The organism is Streptomyces sp. 71268, from assembly GCF_029392895.1.
In the GTDB taxonomy this organism is placed as follows: domain Bacteria; phylum Actinomycetota; class Actinomycetes; order Streptomycetales; family Streptomycetaceae; genus Streptomyces.
The window spans coordinates 4,067,669-4,086,520 of the sequence record NZ_CP114200.1; the positions used below are offsets into that span (position 1 = coordinate 4,067,669).

Below are 18,852 nucleotides of genomic sequence, written 5' to 3' on the forward strand. Positions count from 1 at the left end.
GGCCCCCTGACCGGGAACCACGCGGCGCGCGGGCCGAGGAACGTCCGGTCGGTCACGCGGCGCCGGGCGCGCCGCCGCTCGGTAGCACCCGCAGGGCCCGGTCGAAGGCCGAGTCGCGGCGGTGGGCGAACTCCTCCTCGGTGAAGACGGGTTCGTACAGGTGCGGCGGGATACCGGAACCGTCGAAGGACTGGCCCGCGCGGGTGCGGAACTCCTCGTTCGGCACGTTGATCCGCCAGCCGCCGGGCAGGGCGCGCTCCATCGTGTCGGAGAAGACGCCCTGGGTGTGCTCGCCGATGCGGACGGCCCTGCCCGGCCGGTCCATCAGGGCCTGCGTGAACGTCTCGCCCGCGCTGATCGTCGAACCGCCGGTGAGCACCGCGATCGGGCCGCCGTACCGGGGCGCGCGGGCGGGCGTGACGTACTGCGGCTGCGAGGCGGTGAACCGGGTCGGATCACTCGGGTCGTTGCGGGCGCGCTTGGCGTACGCGAAGTAGGGCCGGTCGGTGAGGCGGGAGGCGAGTTGGAGGCCGAAGGAGTCGGCACCGCCGCCGTTGACCCGCAGGTCGATGACGAGCCCACGCAGCTTCCGGGTGCGCTCGGCGGTGAGGATGGCGTCGAGGGCCCGGTCGAGCGCCGCCTTGTTGGCCTCGTAGGTCGGCGTCTCGGAGTAGCCGAGGAAGCCGGAGATCCGCAGGTAGCCCCGGTCGCCCGGCAGGTCCGCGTAGCCGATCCGACCGCCCGCGTACCGCGTGAGCGGCCGGCCGCCGAGGTCGCGTTCCTCGATGTACGAGGTCACGCGGGTGTCCATCGCTTCGTTCGGCATGGTGGTGCCGGGCCGGACGGCGAAGAACCGGCCGGTGGCACCGGCCTCGACGGACACGTGCGCGTCGTGCAGAGGGCGCACCATGTCGCGGAAGACACCGGCGAGTTCGTCCCGGCTCGTGTCCGCGTCCACCCGTGGCCGGTAGGTGTCCCGCGCGGCCTTCCAGTCGATGCCCTTGGCGGCGAAGAACGGGTAGTTCTCCGCGAAGGTGTGCCAGAAGACGTCGAAGGTACGCAGCGGATCGAAGGGTTCGTCCGAGCCGTCGTCACCGTCCGGGTCACAGCCGGCGGGCAACTCGCCAACCCGCCGCAGTTCCCGGCCCCCGGGCGAGCCATCGACGTGCAGGCTCATCCGGTGCGGTCGCGCTCCCTGCCGCAGCGAGAAGGTGCGCCCGCTCTCCTTGGCGTACTCGTACGCCCCGCCGCTGTGCCCGGTGCGCCGCGCGGCATCGCCCTTGAGGCAGCTCACGGCGGTCGTCTGGTACTCCTGGTACGCGCCGCCGCGCACCGTGACGACCGTGCCGTAACCGTCCATCCGCCACACCCCGTCCAGCGAGCGCGCCGCCTGACTGTTCCCACCGACGCCGCCGGCCTCACCGCCGCGCTGCGCGCCCCCGCTGGCCGACGCCGCCGACGGCAGCACCAGCCCACCGGCCACGGCGAGCAACACCGCCCCCGTCACCGCGCTGCCCACGCCGCCCGTCGCCCTGCCTCGTCGCATCTGCCACGCCTTCCCTCGCCCCGCATCGGAGCCCCATGCTCGCTCCGTCGGCGGTGTCGGGTACATCGGCCTGGCAGCCCTGGTCGGGGTGGGGTTTTCCCCACCCCGGGGGCGGGTTCGTGGGCGTGCGGGATGAGGCGCGGGCGTTCGGCGGCGCCGCGCTGGGCGCGGGCGCCCGCCCGTGCGACTACCCCGCGAACACCGGTGGCCGAGGCTCGTACTCAAGGCCCTTGCGGACCGCCTCCGCGCGTTCCGGGGAGGCCAGGCGGCCGACGAGGTGGAGGGACATGTCGATGCCGGCGGAGATGCCCGCGCTGGTCACCAGGTCGCCGTCGTCCACGAAGCGTTCGTCGGGGCGGACGTCGATGGTCGGGTCGAGTTCGCGGAGGCGGTCGAGGGAGGCCCAGTGGGTGGTGGCCGGGCGGCCGGAGAGGAGGCCGGCCGCCGCGTACACCAGGGCGCCCGTGCACACGCTGACCATCAGCGGGACGCGCTCGCGCTGGCGGGCCACCCAGTCCAGGTGGGCCTGGTCGGTGAGGACCGGGCGGGTGCCCCGGCCGCCGGGGTAGATCAGCACGTCGAGGTCGGGCAGGTCGGCCGCGCCGCGGTGGGCCGCGACGGTCAGGCCCTTCGCGCAGGTGACGGGCGCGCCGTCGGCGGAGAAGGTGAGCACGCGCCAGTTGTCGCCGGGGTGGTGATAGGTCCAGTACGCCAGGACCTCGTAGGGGCCGATCGCGTCCAACTCCTCTACGGCGGGGAAGAGGAAGATGCCGATGGTGCGGGTCGGGCCCGCACCGCTGTCGTCAGTCGCACGTCCATCGGTACTCATGCGTCCATCGAATCAGCACCCGCACCACGCGGCCGGGCATTTTCACCCCTCAAGCCGCCGCAGCCGCTCCGCGTCCCCCGTCCTGGGGCAGGTTCCGCAGGCTTCGGCGGGCCGGATCGCGTAGTACAGGCAGCAGCCGGTACGGGTGCGGGTCAGGTGGCGGCGGCCGGTGGCGCCGGTCAGGCGGCGGAAGCCCGCGCCGTCGGGGTAGGGCGCGATGGCGTGCGGCAGCACCTCGCCGGCCAGGCGCGCCGCGTGCTCCTCGTCGCCGAGCAGCCGGCCCAGCGTCCAGATGCCGGAGACCAGGTCGTCGCCGGCCATCCCCCACAGGGCGCGCGGGCCGCGCCGGAACCACGGGCCGATCGCGGTGAGCAACGGCCCCACCAGCGCGGCGAACGCGTCCCGCAGCTCCGCCCGCAGCGCCTCCTCGTCCGGCACGGTCCGCACCCCGGGCAGCCCGGCCGCCGGGTCGTCCGGCAGGCAGCGGAAGCCGCCCGGGGTGACCTCGTACCGGTTGCTCGACAGGTCGTGGCGCACCGCGCGTTGATCCAGCAGCGGCACCCGGCGTTCGAGGTACCACACGCCGCTGAGCAGCAGCGATACCGACCACAGACAGCCGTGCAGGGCGCGCGCCGCGACGGCGTGGCGGCGCGGGACGACGTCGCCCCCGGCGGCGATGCGGGCCTCCTCGGCGTCCAGGAAGGCGGCGAGCACGTCTGGTTCGGTGGCGAGTTGTTCGAGGGTGGGGCGGTGGGTCGCGCTTGTTGACGGCTCGTCAGCGTCGGGGCGCGTGGCGGGGGGTTCGGCAAACGGGTACGCGGCGCCGGGAGTTGGGGTCGGTGCCTCGGTGGGCCATCGGACGTCCAGGTGGAGCGGCTCGCAGAGCGCGGCCAGGCGTTCGTAGCCACGGGCGAGCAGGTGCGCGCAGTTCGGGGCGGTGGCGTCGTCGGGCGGGCAGGCCGGGGCAAGGGCCAGCGTCATCGGCAGTTCCTCAGCACCAGTTCAGAAGCAAGGCTAGCCTTACCTTAGCGGCATCTGAGGGTGTTTCTGATCATCGGCGCCCAACGGGTGGACACCGCCGAGGCACCCCGCCCGCCACACACCGGAGCCGCCGGCGCGCCCCGCCCGACCACCCGCCGCCCCGTGCGCGCCCCGCCCGCACGCCACCCGCGCCCCGGCCCGCCCCGGGGCGCTCCGCCCCGGGGCGGCCAACCGGGTGCTTCGGGGAGGACCAGTACGACAAGCGCGGGTGGGCGCGTACCGGCGGCGGGACATGCCAAGGGCCCGGGCGCAACGCGTGTACCGGCGGCCGGACATGCCAGGGGCCCGGGCGCAACGCGTGCGCCCGGGCCCCTGGTGTCGGTCTACGCCGCCATCACGCCCCGGTTCCGGCGGCGCGGGGGCGGCGGGTCCTCTCGGTCATCTCGGGCTTCAGCCCCAGGTGATGAGCCGCTTCCCGGGGTTCTCCAGGACGGCCGCCACGTCGGCGAGCACCTTCGAGCCCAACTCACCGTCCACCAGGCGGTGGTCGAAGGAGAGCGCGAGGGTGGTCACCTGGCGCGGCTTCACCTTGCCCTTGTGCACCCACGGCTGGAGCTTGATCGTGCCGATCGCGAGGATCGCGGACTCGCCCGGGTTGAGGATGGGCGTGCCCGTGTCGACGCCGAAGACGCCGACGTTGGTGATGGTCACCGTGCCGCCCGACATCGCCGTCGGCGTGGTCTTGCCCTCGCGGGCCGTCGCGACCAGGTCGGACAGCGAGGTGGCCAGCTCCGGCAGCGTCTTGCGGCCCGCGTCCTTGATGTTCGGGACGATCAGACCGCGCGGCGTGGCCGCGGCGATGCCCAGGTTCACGTAGTCCTTGTGGACGATCTCCTGGTTCGCCTCGTCCCAGGCCGCGTTGATCTCCGGGTTGCGCTTGATGGCCACCAGGAACGCCTTGGCGATCAACAGCAGCGGGTTGACCCGCAGCCCCGCCATCTCCGGGTCCTGCTTGAGGTCCTGGACCAGCTTCATCGTGCGCGTGACATCCACCGTGATGAACTCGGTGACGTGCGGCGCGGTGAAGGCGCTGGCCACCATCGCCTGCGCGGTGGCCTTCCGTACGCCCTTGATCGGCACCCGGACCTCGCCGCCGGCCACCGCCGGCTCGGCGCCGGTCGTCGCGGCCACCGGCTGGGCCTCGGCCACCGCCGCCTGCGGCTGGGCCGCCTGCGGGGCCGTGGCGCTGGCCGCCGCGTGCACGTCCTCGCGGGTGATCACGCCGCCGTCGCCGGTCGGCGTGACGCTCGCGAGGTCGATGCCGAGGTCCTTGGCCAGCTTGCGCACCGGCGGCTTGGCCAGCGGACGCGCGCCGGCCGGGGCCTGCGGGGCCGCAGGCGCGGCCGGCGCGGGGGCCGGCGCCGGAGCGGTCGGGGCCGCCCCGTGCCCGTTCAGCTCCTGCTGGAGCGCGGCGGCCACCGAGGAGGGGGCCGCCTGCTGGGCCGGCTGCGCCTTGCGGGGCCGGCGCTTGGTGGAGGACGGCGCCGCGCCGTACCCGACGAGCACGGCCTGCCGGCCCTGCTGCTCGGGCTCGGCGTCGTCGGCGCCCTGCTCGGCCGAGGGCTCGGTCGCCGGCGCCGCCTGACCGCCCGCCGGGGCCGCCGGCTCCACGGGACCCGCGTCCGGCTGGGTGTCCACGGAGATGATCACGGTGCCGACGTCGACGGTCACGCCCTCGTCGAAGCGCAGCTCGTGCACCACGCCGTCGAAGGGGATGGGAAGTTCGACGGCCGCCTTCGCCGTCTCGACCTCACAGACGGACTGGCCGTCGGTGACCGTGTCGCCGACCTGGACGTACCACTTGAGGATCTCGGCCTCGGTCAGTCCCTCGCCCACGTCGGGCATCTTGAACTCACGGAAGCGCTGTGCGGTGTTGCTCATCGTCGCTGCTCCTCAGGCCCTCAGTACGCCAACGCTCGGTCAACGGCGTCGAGCACCCGGTCAAGCCCCGGCAGGTACTCGTCCTCAAGCCGGGACGGCGGGTACGGCGCGTGGAACCCGCCGACCCGCAGCACCGGTGCCTCCAGGTGGTAGAAGCACCGCTCGGTGATGCGCGCGGCCACCTCGGCACCGGAGCCGAAGAAGACCGGCGCCTCGTGCACGATGACCAGCCGGCCGGTCCTGCGCACCGACGCCTCGATCGCGTCGAAGTCGATCGGCGAGATCGACCGCAGGTCGAGCACCTCGATCGACTTGCCCTCCTCGGCGGCGGCCGCCGCGGCATCCCGGCAGACCTTGACCATCGGCCCGTAGGCCGCGAGCGTCAGGTCGGTGCCGGGCCGCTCCACGCGGGCCGCGTGCAGCGGGCCGGGGATCGCGGAGGTGTTGACCTCGGAGCGGTCGTGGTAGCGCCGCTTGGGCTCGAAGTAGATGACCGGGTCGTCGCTGGCGATGGCCTGCTGCATCATCCAGTACGCGTCGGACGCGTTCGAGGGCGAGACGCACTTCAACCCCGCGACGTGCGCGAACAGCGCCTCGGGCGACTCGCTGTGGTGCTCGACGGCGCCGATGCCACCGCCGTAGGGGATGCGGATGACGACCGGCATCTTGACCTTGCCGAGCGCGCGGGCGTGCATCTTCGCGAGCTGCGTGACGATCTGGTCGTACGCGGGGAAGACGAACCCGTCGAACTGGATCTCCACGACCGGGCGGTAGCCGCGCAGCGCGAGGCCGATGGCGGTGCCGACGATGCCGGACTCGGCGAGCGGGGTGTCGATGACCCGCTCCTCGCCGAAGTCCTTCTGCAACCCGTCGGTGACCCGGAAGACGCCGCCGAGCTTGCCGACGTCCTCACCCATGATCACGACCTTGTTGTCGGTCTCCAGGGACTTGCGCAGGGATGCGTTGATCGCCTTGACGATCGACAGCTTCTCGGTGGAACCGGCAGCCATGTCAGTGACCCTCCTCGGCGAACGAAGCCTGGTACGCGGCGAACTGGGCGCGCTCCTCGTCGACGAGCGCGTGCCCGTCGGCGTAGATGTTCTCGAAGATCGCCATGTGGTCGGGGTCGGGCATGGACCGCACCGCGTCCCGCACCCGCTTGGCCAGCGCGTCCGACTCCTGCTCGAGGTCGGTGAAGAACGCCTCGTCCGCGAACTCCTCGCGGGTCAGGTACGTACGCAGCCGCAGGATCGGGTCCTTGGCCTCCCACAGCTCCCGCTCCTCGTCGGCGCGGTAGCGCGTCGGGTCGTCGGAGGTGGTGTGCGCGCCCATCCGGTACGTGTACGCCTCGACCAGCATCGGGCCCTGTCCGCTGCGGGCCCGCTCCAGGGCGGCCCGGGTGACCGCGAGGCAGGCCAGCACGTCGTTGCCGTCCACCCGCACGCCCGGGAAGCCGTAGCCCTGGGCGCGCTGGTAGAGCGGGACGCGGGTCTGCCGCTCGGTGGGCTCGGAGATGGCCCACTGGTTGTTCTGACAGAAGAACACCACCGGCGCGTTGTAGACCGCCGAGAAGGTGAACGCCTCCGCGACGTCTCCCTGGCTGGAGGCGCCGTCCCCGAAGTACGCGATCACGGCCGAGTCCGCGCCGTCCTTGGCCACGCCCATCGCGTAGCCGGTGGCGTGCAGCGTCTGCGAGCCGATCACGATCGTGTACAGGTGGAAGTTGTTGGAGTTCGGGTCCCAACCACCGTTGTTCACGCCGCGGAACATGCCGAGCAGGTTCGTCGGGTCGACGTCCCGGCACCAGGCGACGCCGTGCTCACGGTAGGTGGGGAAGACGTAGTCATCGTCGCGCAGCGCGCGTCCCGAGCCGATCTGCGCGGCCTCCTGGCCGAGCAGCGAGGCCCACAGGCCCAGCTCGCCCTGGCGCTGGAGGGTCGTCGCCTCGGCGTCGAAGCGTCGCGTCAGCACCATGTCCCGGTACAGCCCGCGCAGCTCTTCGGGGGTCAAGTCGATGGAGTAGTCGGGATGCTCGACCCGCTCGCCCTCGGGCGTCAGCAACTGTACGAGCTGGGTTTGGTCAGCCGTCGGCTGCTTGGCCCTGGTGCGCTTGGTGCTGCTGCTGCGGCGTGGCTTGCGCGCGGCAGTGCTGTCCACGGTCACGTGTGCTCCTCCGTCTGTCCGGCCCCCGGGGTCCGCCGGCGGCTGGTGGTCCTCGCGCCAAAGGCGAAAGGGCGGCTCCGCCCGGCGGACCCCGGCGCACGGGGTGGGTGCGCCGATGCCCCGACCGGGCGTGACAGGTGCTCCGGCGGGTGGCCCGCGAAACTCACGTTACCCAGTGTGTCGCAGGTCTGCGAAACCCCATCTGACCTGCGATTTTGCTTGGATTTCCAAGTAAATCGAGAAAGCGGGGAACATGCACTGGTCACAGCCTCGCAGGCCGCCGGAACAACGGCACGTTATCCCGGAGGGCAAGAGCACGGGAAGAGTTCGTGTGTGAGACTGGGATCGTGCGCGAAGAAGGAAAAATCACGGTATTCCTGCTCGATGACCATGAAGTCGTGCGTCGGGGTGTGCACGAGTTGCTCTCGGTCGAGGAGGACATCGAGGTCGTGGGCGAGGCCGGGACGGCCGCTGACGCGCTGGTCCGCATCCCCGCCACCAGGCCCGATGTCGCCGTGTTGGACGTACGGCTGCCGGACGGCAGCGGCGTCGAGGTGTGCCGGGAGGTGCGCTCCCGGGACGAGGGCATCAAGTGCCTGATGCTCACCTCGTTCGCGGACGACGAGGCCCTCTTCGACGCGATCATGGCCGGCGCGTCCGGTTACGTCCTCAAGGCCATCCGTGGCAATGAATTGCTATCCGCGGTGCGGGACGTCGCCGCCGGAAAGTCCCTGCTCGACCCGGTCGCCACGGCCCGCGTCCTGGAACGCCTGCGGGACGGGAACACCCCGAGGGGCGACGAGCGGCTGGCCGCCCTCACGGAACAGGAACGCCGCATTCTCGACCTCATCGGCGAGGGGCTGACCAACCGCGCGATCGGCGAGCGGCTGCACCTCGCCGAAAAGACGATCAAGAATTACGTTTCCAGCCTGCTCTCCAAACTCGGCATGGAACGCCGCTCCCAGGCCGCCGCGTACGTGGCCCGCCTCCAGGCCGAGCGCCACTGACCATTCCCGGCGTATCCCGCCGGGGATTTCCCCGCCGCACGAGCGATTCGTCTTTCCCGGCGGGCCCTTTTGTTCGCTTTCCTCGGCGGGCTCGTATGCCCGCGCGGCGGCGCCCGGGCGGCGCGGGCGGTTCGCGCGAGCGGGGTGGGCTGGGGCGGGCGAGCGATATGAGCTGGTTCGCGCGGGGCGGGGTGGGCGATACGGGCGATACGCGCGAGACCGGGCGCGCGACGCGGGCGCTTCCCGTGAGGCGGGGCCGGGGCAGGCGGCCGGGCGAAGTACCTGGATGGCAGGGGCGTACGACGGGTCGGCACGCGCCCTCGTACGCCACCGCACCGCGCTGGTTGCCCCGGGCGCGGGTGCGCGCCCCAATCGGGACCAACGTCCCGTGCCCGTCGGGGCGGGTGCCCCTATATGGGGCGCGTGCGGGCGTGCAGGGTGGTGCCATGCCCACCGACACGCCCACGGCCGACGACCGCGCGATCGCACTGCTCAGCAAGGCCCGCTACGGCCGGGTCTCCGTGAGCATGCGGGCCCTGCCCTTCGTGACGGTCGCCCGGCACATCGTGGTGGACGGCCACGCGCTGCTGCGCCTGCACCGCGGCTTCGGCTACCACAGCGCCTGCGACGGCAGCGTCGTCGCCTACGGCGCGGACAACGCCGACAGCGCCCACGCCGAGGCGACGGCCGACGGCTCCGGGAGCGGCGCGGTCGACGTCTGGTCGGTGCAGTTCGTCGGCACCGCCCGGCTGTTCACGCCGAGCGAGGCGGAGCTGGCCCTGTTCGGCGAGGCGCCGAGCACGGCCGACGGCGCCCCGTACGACCCGGTGTACCTGCGCGTCGAGCCGCAGTTCGTCACCGTGCACCAACTGAGCGGTGTCCCTGCGCGTCGGAGCGCGCACGCTGTGTGATCTACCATCTGGCGGGTGCCGCGCTCACCCGTTACAGCCGTCGCCGCCCGTGGGCGCGCCCCCGACGACAGTGCCGCGACCCTGGGCCCGGGCACCCTCGCCGCCCTCCTGGGGTGCTACGCGGGCCTCGGAGAGCCACTCTCCTGCCGGCCGCTGGCCGAGGGGTTGCTCAACCGCGGCTACCGGCTCACCACGACCCGCGGCCGGTACTTCCTCAAGCACCACCTCGACGGTGACCAGGCGGCCATCGCCCGCCAGCACCGCGCCACGCTGCGACTGGCCGGCCTCGGGGTGCCGGTCGCGCCGCCGGTGGCCGCCGCCGACGGCGGCACCGTCACCATCGTCGGCGGGCGCTGCTACGCCCTGCACCCCTGGGTCGACGGCACCCACCGCGACGGCGGCGACCTCACGGGCCCGCAGAGCCGTCGGCTCGGCACGCTGCTCGGCGTCGTCCACGTCTGCCTCGACCGCGTCATGCGGGCCGAGCCCGCCCCGCACCCGGCCGCCCCCGGGCCCGACCACCCGGCCGCCCGCGCCCCCGCGCCCGGGTCCGCCCCGGAGCGCGCGCCGTCGTGGGCCGCGCCGCTGCCGCCGGCCCGCCCCGAACCCCCCGCCCAGCGGCTGCTGCCCGGGCCCCGCTCGGCCTCCCTGTCTCCGACACCGCTCCCGCCCGACGCCGCGCCCCCCCGCACGCCCCGCCCGCGCCGCGCACGTGCCGTCCGGGCCCGCGCCGTCGCCCGCGCCGTGGATGGGGGCGCCGCCCGGCGCGCCGGTCGCCGCCGATCCCGCGGAGACCTTCGCCCTCATCGACGACCTGCTCGCCCTGGCCCGCCACCGGCGCCCGCGCGACGCGTTCGACGAGCTGGCCGAGCACCGCCTCGTCGAGCGCCGCGCGCTCATCGAACGCCACGCCCACCGCCGCCCGACCCCCGCCACGACCCCCGCGTCGGGCTGGGTGCACGGCGACTTCCACCCGCTCAACCTGCTCTACCGCGGCACCGAACCGGTGGCGATCGTGGACTGGGACCGGCTCGACGTGCAGCCGCGCGCCGAGGAGGCGGTACGGGCCGCCGCGATCTTCTTCGTCCGCCCCGGGGGCACCCTCGCGCTGGCCAAGGTCCGCCCGTACGCGCGCGGCTACCGCGCCGCGACCGGCGCGAGCCCGCAGGAGCTGGCCGCCGCCGTGCACCGGGTGTGGTGGGAGCGGCTGAACGACTTCTGGATACTCCGCTGGCGCTACCAGCGCGGCGACCACCGGGCCGATCCCCAGTTCCCGGCCGTGGCGGCCCTGGCCGTCTGGTGGACGAGCCGCTACGAGGCGGTACGCGCGGCCTTCTGTGACTGAGCCGCGTCATCGGCTGAGCTGGGGCCACGCGTGCCCGCGCCGGAGCGGGCCCCGCACGCGGCAGCGGCGCGGCCCGTACGCCCCCTGCCGGGGAGGTACGGGCCGCGCCGCTGTGCCGTCGGGTGCCGGGCCGGGCGGGCCGGGGTGGGCCGGCTACTGCTCGCCGCCCTCGCTGCCGCCCGGGTCGCCGGCGTCGCCACCACTGCCACTGCCGCTGCCACTGCCGCTGCCGCTGCCCGGGCCGCCGGTCGGCTGGTTGCCGCCGGTCACGGGGTCGGTCGTCGGGTCCGTGGTCGGGTTCGAGTCGTCCGTGGTCGCCGGGTCGGTCGGCTCCGTGGCGTCGTCGGTGGGATCGGTCGTCGGGTCCGTCGTCGGGTCCGTCGTCTCGCCCTGGCTGGGCGGCGGCGTCGTCTGCCCCTGGGACGGCGGCGGGGTCCAGCCGCCGGTCCCGCCCGTCGTGCCGTCGCCGGTCTCGGTCGGCTGCGACGACGGCTCCGTCGGCTCCTTCGTCGGCTCCTTGGTCTCCTTCTCGGACGCCGACGGCGACACCGTGTTGGCCGGCTTCTTGTCGCCCCCGCCGTCGCCGCCCGCGTTCAGCGCGAGGACGACGCCGACGACGATGGCGATCAGCGCCAGCGCCGCGAACAGCCACACCTTGCCGCGCCCGCCGCCGCGCGGGCCGCCGTCGAACCCGCCGTCGTCGTCGCGGCCGGGCCCGATGAACACCGGCTGCTGCGAGGTGTCGCCGTGCCCGGGGTGCGGCATGGCGGAGGCGCCCTGCGTCCCCATGGCGGGCGTGGCGGCACCGAGGTGGGCGACCGGACCGGTGTTCCAGGTGCCGGTGTAGCCGCCCTCCTCGTGCAGCATCTGGAGCGCGTACTGCACCAGGCCGCGCATCTCCTCGGCGCTCTGGAACCGGTCGTCCGGGTCCTTGGCCAGCGAGCGCATCACCAGCCCGTCCAGCTCCGGCGGCACCCCGTCGGAGACCTCGGACGGCGGGACGGGGGCGTCCTGCACGTGCTGGTAGACCACCGAGAGCGGGGTCTCGCCGGTGAACGGCGGGCGCAGCGCGAGCAGCTCGTACAGCAGGCAGCCGGTCGCGTACAGGTCGGAGCGGTGGTCGACGGCCTTGCCGAGCGCCTGCTCGGGGGAGAGGTACTGCGGGGTGCCCATGACCATGCCGGTCTGCGTCATGGTGCTGGCGGCGCCGTGCAGCGCGCGGGCGATGCCGAAGTCCATGACCTTGACGGCGCCGCTGTTGGTGATGATGACGTTGGCCGGCTTGATGTCGCGGTGCACGATGCCGTGCTGGTGGCTGTACGCGAGCGCTTCGAGGACGCCGGAGACGATGATCAGCGCCTGGTCCGGCGGCGGGGCCTCCGCGTTGAGCAGCAGGTCGCGGATGGTGTGGCCCTCGACCAGCTCCATCACGATGTAGGGGACCACGTGCTGCCGGCCGCCGGCGGCGCCGACCAGGTCCTCGCCCGAGTCGTAGACCGCCACCACCGCGTGGTGGTTAAGGCCCGCCACGGACTGCGCCTCACGCGTGAAGCGCGCCTTGGAGACCGGGTCCTCGGCGAGGTCCGCGCGCAGGAGCTTGATCGCCACCGTGCGCCCGAGGCGCACGTCCTCGGCGCCGAACACCTCGGCCATACCGCCACGGCCGAGCTTGTGCGTCAGCCGGTACCGTCCATCGCCGATCAGCCCACCGTTGCCCCAAAACTCCGGCGAATCGGACATTCCAATTCCGGTGGCGTCAGAATCGGAGGGCCCCTGAGCGCCCTGGGTCTGTGCCATCAGTCCTCGCCGTCGTTTCTATCCACTCACACGGGCTAGGGTTCCCCAGGCCAGCGGCTGGGGTCGTACTTCGCTAAGGCACGCTACAGGCTCCGGGCGGCCCACCGGTTCGTGATGGACCGGCCATCAAACCTGTTTCGGGCGGAGCCTGGCAAATCACGTGACGGCTTCTTGCGCATCCGGTCACGGAACGGGCACGCGGCTTGACGTGTCGGCGGCCTGGGGCAGACTTGGCCGAGATATAGGGATCAACGGGCGTTTGAAATGCCGAATGGCCAGGGCAGTGCGCCAAGGGGGAAGTACACGATGAGCCAGCACGGCGCACCGGGCCGGTACCAAGGCCACTCCATCGCCGGCGGGCGCTACCAGCTCCAAGACCTCCTGGGCGAGGGCGGAATGGCCTCCGTGCACCTCGCGTACGACACGGCCCTGGACCGCCAGGTGGCCATCAAAACCCTGCACACCGAACTCGGCCGAGAGCAATCGTTCCGCGAACGTTTCCGTCGCGAGGCCCAGGCCGTCGCCAAGCTGTCACACACCAACATCGTCTCGGTCTTCGACACCGGCGAGGACGAGCTTGACGGTGGCCTGATGCCGTACATCGTCATGGAGTACGTCGAGGGCCAGCCGCTGCGCTCGGTGCTCGACGCGGACGTGCGGCAGTACGGCGCGATGCCCGCCGACAAGGCGTTGAAGATCACAGCGGACGTGCTCGCGGCGCTCGAGGTCAGCCACGAGATGGGCCTGGTGCACCGCGACATCAAGCCGGGCAACGTGATGATGACCAAGCGCAATGTGGTCAAGGTCATGGACTTCGGCATCGCCCGCGCCATGCAGTCGGGTGTCACCTCGATGACCCAGACCGGCATGGTCGTCGGCACCCCGCAGTACCTCTCCCCCGAGCAGGCGCTCGGCCGTGGCGTGGACGCCCGCTCCGACCTGTACTCGGTCGGCATCATGCTCTTCGAGCTGGCCACCGGGCGGCTGCCGTTCGACGCGGACTCGCCGCTGGCCATCGCGTACGCCCACGTGCAGGAGGAGCCGGTCGCCCCGTCGACCGTCAACCGCTCGCTGACGCCGGCCATGGACGCGCTCGTGGCCCGCGCGCTGAAGAAGAACCCGAACGAGCGCTTCCCCACCGCGGAGGCGATGCGCGACGAGTGCGCGCGCATCCTCGGCAGCGGCCAGTCCGGCGCCGCCCCCGCGGTGATCACCGGCGGCGGCCCGCAGCGCAGCGGCGCCGGCGTCGGCTCGGCGGTCTTCCCGCCCGTCGACCAGCAGGCGGCGCAGGCCCCCGCCCAGCACAGCCTGCAGACCCCGTACCAGCCGCCCCAGCAGGCCGGCTACCAGAGCGGCGGCTTCGGCCCGTCCACGCCGCCGCCCGGCCCGTACGCGCCCCAGCAGCCGCAGCAGGCCGGCTACCCGAGCCCGACCCCCTCCCCGTACCAGGCCGGCGGCCCCAGCACCCCGCCCCCGTACGCCACCGCGCAGGGTCATGCGGCCGGCGGCGGTGGGCAGGGCGGTGACGGTGGCAGCAAGAAGGTCATCATCAGCTCGGCCGTGGTGGCGGCGATCGCGGTCATCGCCGTGATCGTCGCCTTCGCGGTCAAGGGCGGCGGCGGTGACGACGGCGGCAAGGAGGAGCAGGCCAAGCCGAGCCAGGAGGCGTCGACGGCGGCCGGCTTCAAGGAAGGCGACAAGACCAAGGTCATCGACCCGGAGAAGTGCACCGAGGCGTACGAGGCCCCGGACAAGCCGGGCTCGTTCATCATGCCGGAGTTCCAGTACCTCTACATCGACTCGGTGAAGAACTGTCTGAAGAAGGCGGGCTGGAAGTACGAGGTGGTCCCGATGAACGAGAACACCTGGGGCAAGGGCACCGTCATGGAGTACACCTTCGACAAGCGCGAGCCCTTCGACCCGGCCGAGGACAAGGTCGAGCTGACGGTCTCGACGGGAAACCCGGAGTAGGCCCGGAGCAGACCCGCGGCAGGCCCGCGGCAGGCCCCGAGTAGCCAGCGCCAGGCATCTGGCACGACGGCCCCCCGACCCGAGCGGTCGCGGGGGCCGAAGTCGTCGCGGGGCGTTGTTGTCGCGAAGCGTTGCCGTTACGGGCGTTGTCGTCGCGGGCCTGAGGGCCGGTGGTGTCGGGGGGCCGGTGCCGTGGGGTCGGGCGGCGCACGCGCGGGGCGCGTGGCGTACCGGCGTACGCCACGCGCCCGGGGGTGTGTGGGTGGGGGAAGAGGCGGGAGGGGTGGAGGCTCAGAGGTAGGGACCAGAGCGGGCTCCGCCGGGGGGCTTGGGGCCGTCCTCCTCGTCCCCGCCGCCCATGCCAGGCGGCAGCGCCCTGCGCATCTGCTCCAGCTGCGCGCGGGCCGCCATCTGCTGGGCGAACAGCGCGGTCTGGATGCCGTGGAAGAGGCCCTCCAGCCAGCCGACCAACTGCGCCTGTGCGATGCGCAGTTCCGCCTCGGTGGGGACCGTCTCGTCCGTGAAGGGCAGGGAGATTCGTTCCAGCTCCTCGATCAGCTCCGGCGCGAGACCGTCCTCGAGCTCCTTGACGGAGCTGGCGTGGATCTCCTTCAGCCGAACCCGGCTCGCCTCGTCCAGAGGCGCCGCCCTGACCTCCTCGAGGAGCTGCTTGATCATGCTGCCGATGCGCATGACCTTCGCCGGCTGCTCGACCATGTCCGTCACGGGCATCTCGCGCGCGTCGTCGCCGCCGTCTTCTCCGGAGCCGGCACTGCCGAGAGCCATCCCGTCCGGACCGACGACCAAGACGTGCGGGCTCTCCTGCGACCGTTCGTTCATCGGCTGGTTCATGTCCCCCATTGTTCCGCACGTCAGGCCGAACGGCCGGTGCGGGGGCGCGCTTGGGCCACCGGCCGCTCAGTGCCGGCGGAGGCGGAGGCCGAAGTACGCGAGGCCGAGGCCGGTGAGCGCCATTCCCGTACCGAGCGGCAGGACGCGCATGACCCGGTCGCCCGGTTCGGCGGCGCTCTCCCCGCCGGTGGCGCTGCCGGGTGTGGCGCCCGGACCGGCCCCCGCCGGCCGCCCCCCGCCGGCCGTGCCGTCCGCCTCGCCCGGCGGCAGCAGCGGCACCGGTGGGTGGCCGGGCAGGTTCCAGCCGTAGCCGTTCGGGGGGCGCCCCGCCTCCGCGTGGTCGCGCGACCCGCCCCAGGGCGGCCGGCCCTCGGGCACGGCCGGCCCGATGGAACCGTCGCCGGAGGTGGGGGGCTCGGAACCGGACGGGCCCGTGGACGCCGCGTCCCGGCCGGTGGGCGGCGCGGCGGAGGCGTCGGGGGACGGGCGGCCGTCGGAGGGCGCGGCGGAGGCGTCGCCGTCACCCGCGTCGCCGTCGCTCGCGGCCGCGCCGTCCTCGTCGGCACCGCCCTCGTCCGCCTGGCCGTCCTGGTCGCCGGGGTCGCGGCCGTCCTCGTGCCCCTCGTCGTGGTCGGGGTCGGGGCCGTCGGCGGGGTCGCGGCCCGGCTCGTGGTCGGGGTCCGGGCGGGCGGCGTCGCCGTGTCCCGAGGAGGGCGGCGCGGCGGGGTCGTGGCGGCCCTGGCCGGAGGGGGCCGGGCGCTCGTGGTCGGGCGGGCGGTTCGGGCCGGTGCGGTCGCCCGGTCGTACGGAGGGGGCCGAGCCGTTCCCCCACCCGTTGAGCGGGACCACGCGGCCCGGGTGGGTGCGCCCCTCGCCCGGGCCGTTACCCGCGAGCCGGGCGCCGGACGGTTCGGGCGGTCCGGCGGGCAGCGCGTACCCGGGCGCCGCGAGCCCCGACACCGTGATGACCAGCGCGAACACCCCGCCCAACAGCCACCCGCCCCGCCGGACAACACCGGCGGGGCGGGGTGTGGTTGAGGGACGGGACGCCTTCGTGGAGGGGCGTCCGCCGTTGGCGGGGCCGGGAGCGCCGGCCGGGGGGCGGGCGCTGGTGGTCGCGGGCGTGGAGCTGACGGGCCGGGGAACGTCTTCGCGTCGTGAACGGTGCCGGTGCGCTGAGACCACGTCCGCGTCCCTTCGGTCCCGTCATCCATCGACTGACGGTCCCAGCGTCACACGGGGCGACATGTCCGGCATCTCGGGTTACGGCGACGTGGCTGGTGTGGCGTGGTGTGGTGGGGCGTGGTGCGGTGGGGTGTCGCGTCGCCGTACGGCGGGACGGTCGGGAGAGGCCCAGGACCCGCGGGAGCACGGGGGAATCGGGGGCTCAGGGGTCAGGGCGTCAGCAGGACCTTGCCGACGTGGCCGCTGCCTTCGATCACCCGGTGGGCCTCGGCCGCCTGGTGCATGGGCAGCGTCCGGTCCACCACGGCCCGCACCCGGCCGCTCTCGATCAGCGGCCACACGTGTTCCCGTACCGCCGCGACGATCGACGCCTTCTCGGCCAGCGGGCGCCCGCGCAGTGACGTCGCGGTCACCGCGCCGCGCTTGCCGAGCAGCGTGCTGAGGTTCAGCTCGCCCTTCACGCCGCCCTGGAGGCCGATGATCGCGAGCCGGCCGTTGATGGCGAGCGCCCGTACGTTCGCGTCCAGGTACTTCGCGCCGACGATGTCGAGGATGACGTCCGCGCCCGCGCCGCCCGTCGCGGCGCGCAGCTCGGTGACGAAGTCCTGTTCCCGGTAGTTGATCAGCACGTCGGCGCCCAGCTCCGCGCAGGCGGCCAGCTTCTGCTCGCTGCCGGCCGTGACGGCGACCGTGGCGCCCACCGCCTTCCCGAGCTGGATGGCCATCGTGCCGATGCCACTGGAGCCGCCGTGCACCAGCAGCGTCTCGCCGGGGCGGAGGTGGGAAATCATGAACACGTTGGACCAAACGGTGGATACCACCTCCGGCAGGGCCGCCGCCGTGACGACGTCCATCCCGGCCGGCACGGGCAGCACCTGTCCGCTCGGCACCGCGACCTTCTCCGCGTACCCGCCGCCGCTCAGCAGCGCGCACACCTCGTCGCCGACCGCCCAGCCGCCGCCTCCACCGGGACCGACGGCGACGACGCGGCCGGAGCACTCCAGCCCCGGGTACGGCGACGCGCCGGGTGGCGGGTCGTAGAAGCCCTGCCGTTGCAGCACGTCGGCGCGGTTGACGGCACTGGCCGCCACCTCGACGAGTACCTCTCCCTCGGCGGGCTCGGGATCGGGAACCTCGGCCCAGACGAGGGCCTCGGGTCCGCCTGGCTCTGGGACGGTGATCGCACGCATGCTCGCGAGGCTACCCGCGCCGGCCACTCCCACTCGGGCCACGCCACGGGCGGATGTGGACGGACCTGGGCTCTCCGCCCGGCGGGCGGAGGCGTGGGCCCCTAGGTTCTGTCGTCAAATGTCACGCCCACATCAGGAGTGATGCGAGGGTGACGGCTGCTTCGTAGGACTGGGCGGTCTTGTCGTATCGGGTGGCGATGCCGCGCCACTGTTTCAGGCGGTTGAAGCACCGTTCCACGACGTTGCGGTGCTTGTAGACCTCGCGGTCGAAGGCCGGCGGGCGGCCTCCGCGGCTGCCGCGCCGGGACCGGTTGCGGACCTGGTCGGCCCGCTCGGGAATCGTGTGCGGGATGCCGCGGCGACGGAGCCAGGTACGGATCGCTTTCGAGCTGTAGCCCTTGTCGCCCATGACATGATCGGGTCGGGTGCGGGGTCGACCGGGTCGGATCCGGGGCACCCGGATCGCTTCCATCACGGCGGTGAACTGGGCACAGTCGTTGGTGTTCCCGCCCGTCACGAGGAAGGCGAGAGGACGGCCCCGACCGTCGCAGGCCAGGTGAATCTTGCTGGTCAAACCGCCTCGGGAGCGGCCGAGTGCCGGGTCTTGGAGCCCCCTTTTCGGGCCCCGGCCGCGTGCTGGTGTGCCCGGACGATGGTGGAGTCGACCGACACCAGCCACTCGATGTCACCCGCCGCGTCCGCCTTGGCCTGGGCGGCCCGCAGCATCCGGTCGAACGTCCCGTCCGCCGCCCACCTGCGAAAACGCGTATGCAGCGTTGCCCACGGACCATAGCGCTCGGGCACATCCCGCCAGGCCGTCCCGGTCCGGAACTTCCACACGATCCCGTTCAGGACCCTGCGGTCGTCCAGCCGCTTGCGTCCCCGCAACGACTCGGGCAGCAGCGGCCGGACGAACTCCCACTCGGCATCGGACAGTTCATGGCGACGTATCACGACACCATGATCCACCAGACAAGATCATTTGAAGACACCGCCTAGCGGGTGGGCGAGGCACGGGCCGGTGGGCCGGCGTACGGGGCGTGGGCCGACGGGCCGACTCAGCTCGCGCGGGCTGACGAAGGCCGTGCGGGCTGGGCCCGGGCGCGCCGGCGGCGCGGGCGGGTTGCCGGTCAG

At 73.3% G+C, this 18,852-nt stretch carries 13 protein-coding genes and 2 pseudogenes; 4 read left to right on the forward strand and 11 right to left on the reverse strand.

Annotated elements, in window-relative coordinates; translation table 11 throughout:
* Positions 1-52: 52 nt before the first annotated feature.
* The 6 genes from OYE22_RS15595 to pdhA all read right to left on the reverse strand — a co-directional run bounded on the left by OYE22_RS15595 (position 53) and on the right by pdhA (position 7,460).
* Positions 53-1,360 (reverse strand): S41 family peptidase, encoded by a 1,308-nt coding sequence (locus tag OYE22_RS15595; RefSeq protein WP_277324148.1) that lies wholly within the window; start codon positions 1,358-1,360, stop codon positions 53-55.
* 373 nt (positions 1,361-1,733) lie between these two features.
* Positions 1,734-2,375, reverse strand: coding sequence for a DJ-1/PfpI family protein (locus OYE22_RS15600; RefSeq protein WP_277320984.1), 642 nt, complete (start codon positions 2,373-2,375; stop codon positions 1,734-1,736).
* 42 nt (positions 2,376-2,417) lie between these two features.
* Complete coding sequence (locus OYE22_RS15605; protein ID WP_277324149.1) at positions 2,418-3,350, reverse strand: (2Fe-2S)-binding protein; 933 nt, start codon at positions 3,348-3,350, stop codon at positions 2,418-2,420.
* A gap of 456 nt (positions 3,351-3,806) precedes the next feature.
* Positions 3,807-5,297 carry a dihydrolipoamide acetyltransferase family protein gene (locus OYE22_RS15610; RefSeq protein ID WP_277320985.1) on the reverse strand — a complete coding sequence of 497 codons (1,491 nt, stop codon included), beginning with the start codon at positions 5,295-5,297 and terminating at the stop codon, positions 3,807-3,809.
* A gap of 20 nt (positions 5,298-5,317) precedes the next feature.
* Positions 5,318-6,307: an alpha-ketoacid dehydrogenase subunit beta gene (locus tag OYE22_RS15615; protein ID WP_277320986.1), complete on the reverse strand. Its 990-nt coding sequence runs from the start codon at positions 6,305-6,307 to the stop codon at positions 5,318-5,320.
* Position 6,308: 1 nt separating this feature from the next.
* The gene (gene pdhA / locus OYE22_RS15620; RefSeq protein WP_277320987.1) at positions 6,309-7,460 is read right to left on the reverse strand and encodes a pyruvate dehydrogenase (acetyl-transferring) E1 component subunit alpha; all 1,152 of its coding nucleotides are present in this window, start codon (positions 7,458-7,460) and stop codon (positions 6,309-6,311) included.
* 347 nt (positions 7,461-7,807) lie between these two features.
* Here pdhA and OYE22_RS15625 point away from each other — a divergent pair, with 347 nt between their 5' ends.
* The 3 genes and pseudogenes from OYE22_RS15625 to OYE22_RS15635 all read left to right on the forward strand — a co-directional run.
* Positions 7,808-8,467: a response regulator transcription factor gene (locus OYE22_RS15625; protein WP_277320988.1), complete on the forward strand. Its 660-nt coding sequence runs from the start codon at positions 7,808-7,810 to the stop codon at positions 8,465-8,467.
* Positions 8,468-8,913: 446 nt separating this feature from the next.
* On the forward strand, positions 8,914-9,378 hold the full coding sequence (locus OYE22_RS15630; RefSeq protein ID WP_277320989.1) for a pyridoxamine 5'-phosphate oxidase family protein: 465 nt from the start codon (positions 8,914-8,916) through the stop codon (positions 9,376-9,378).
* A gap of 70 nt (positions 9,379-9,448) precedes the next feature.
* Positions 9,449-10,723: pseudogene (locus OYE22_RS15635) on the forward strand (phosphotransferase); the annotation flags it as partial.
* A gap of 153 nt (positions 10,724-10,876) precedes the next feature.
* Here the strand turns inward: OYE22_RS15635 and OYE22_RS15640 are convergent.
* Complete coding sequence (locus OYE22_RS15640; RefSeq protein ID WP_277320990.1) at positions 10,877-12,520, reverse strand: protein kinase; 1,644 nt, start codon at positions 12,518-12,520, stop codon at positions 10,877-10,879.
* Between the two features lie 306 nt (positions 12,521-12,826).
* Here OYE22_RS15640 and OYE22_RS15645 point away from each other — a divergent pair, with 306 nt between their 5' ends.
* A complete protein-coding gene (locus OYE22_RS15645) occupies positions 12,827-14,491 on the forward strand; it encodes a protein kinase (protein WP_277320991.1) in 1,665 nt (554 codons plus the stop codon).
* A 291-nt stretch (positions 14,492-14,782) separates the two neighbouring features.
* Here OYE22_RS15645 and OYE22_RS15650 read toward each other — a convergent pair whose 3' ends face one another.
* The 4 genes and pseudogenes from OYE22_RS15650 to OYE22_RS15665 all read right to left on the reverse strand — a co-directional run bounded on the left by OYE22_RS15650 (position 14,783) and on the right by OYE22_RS15665 (position 18,669).
* Positions 14,783-15,343 (reverse strand): bacterial proteasome activator family protein, encoded by a 561-nt coding sequence (locus OYE22_RS15650; RefSeq protein ID WP_277324150.1) that lies wholly within the window; start codon positions 15,341-15,343, stop codon positions 14,783-14,785.
* Positions 15,344-15,409: 66 nt separating this feature from the next.
* Positions 15,410-16,324 (reverse strand): hypothetical protein, encoded by a 915-nt coding sequence (locus OYE22_RS15655; protein ID WP_277320992.1) that lies wholly within the window; start codon positions 16,322-16,324, stop codon positions 15,410-15,412.
* Positions 16,325-16,737: 413 nt separating this feature from the next.
* Positions 16,738-17,718, reverse strand: coding sequence for an NAD(P)H-quinone oxidoreductase (locus tag OYE22_RS15660; protein ID WP_277320993.1), 981 nt, complete (start codon positions 17,716-17,718; stop codon positions 16,738-16,740).
* Between the two features lie 121 nt (positions 17,719-17,839).
* Positions 17,840-18,669 (reverse strand): annotated as a pseudogene (locus OYE22_RS15665) (IS5 family transposase).
* Positions 18,670-18,852 lie beyond the last annotated feature (183 nt).